Origin of the sequence: Streptomyces sp. DH37 (assembly GCF_029813835.1) — a bacterium.
Lineage (GTDB): Bacteria > Actinomycetota > Actinomycetes > Streptomycetales > Streptomycetaceae > Streptomyces.
On the sequence record NZ_JARVKV010000276.1, the window covers coordinates 1 to 245 of the forward strand.

At 54.3% G+C, this 245-nt stretch carries 1 rRNA gene; it reads left to right on the forward strand.

Features of this window, described 5'->3' with window-relative positions:
* Positions 1 to 183: 183 nt before the first annotated feature.
* A 5S ribosomal RNA gene (gene rrf / locus QC029_RS31015) occupies positions 184 to 245 on the forward strand; the annotation flags it as partial.

The window sequence follows — 245 nt, forward strand, 5'->3', positions numbered from 1 at the left end:
TTGATAGGCCAGATATGGAAGCCTCGTGAGGGGTGGAGTTGACTGGTACTAATAGGCCGAGGGCTTGACCATAGATTTGCTCGCGTCCACTGTGTGGGTTCTGAGACCACGACCGGCCTGGCCGGATGTTGGGGTTTCAATTGAACAGTGTGTTTGTTCGCTTGGAACATCCGTGGTTGGTGTTTCGGTGGTCATGGCGAGAGGGAAACGCCCGGTTACATTCCGAACCCGGAAGCTAAGCCTTT